Source organism: Pseudoalteromonas sp. CR1 (assembly GCF_019392235.1).
Classification (GTDB): Bacteria; Pseudomonadota; Gammaproteobacteria; order Enterobacterales; family Alteromonadaceae; genus Pseudoalteromonas.
This window is the reverse complement of sequence record NZ_JAHXRM010000122.1, coordinates 1-298: the sequence shown is the minus strand read 5'-3', so window position 1 is coordinate 298 and position 298 is coordinate 1. Positions and strand designations below refer to the sequence as shown.

The following is a 298-nucleotide window of genomic DNA, read 5'->3' as shown; positions in this document are numbered from 1 at the left end:
TCAACGCGCGCGCGATCGTCGGCTTGGTGGCAAACTCGACCGCCTCAGGGACACCAGCCTTGTCGCGCCGGGCCTGATCGGCGGCCCAGGCCTCGGGCAGGAACAGCCGCCTGTCGATCAGCGCCTGGCCGTAGCGACTGGCATAGGCCAGGAACACACCGACCTGACAGTTGTCGATGCGCCCCGCCGTGCCGGAGTACTGCCGCGCCACGCCCACGGAGTGCGCCCCCTTCTTCGGAAAACCGGTCTCGTCGACCACGAGCACCGCATCGGGGTCGGCCAGAGCCTCGGCTGCGTA

1 protein-coding gene is annotated in these 298 nt (G+C 69.5%); it reads right to left on the bottom strand.

Annotation, left to right across the window (positions count from 1 at the left end; translation table 11 throughout):
- Window positions 1–298: transposase (locus KZZ04_RS18750; protein WP_219423758.1), on the bottom strand; the 298-nt coding region annotated here is incomplete at both ends.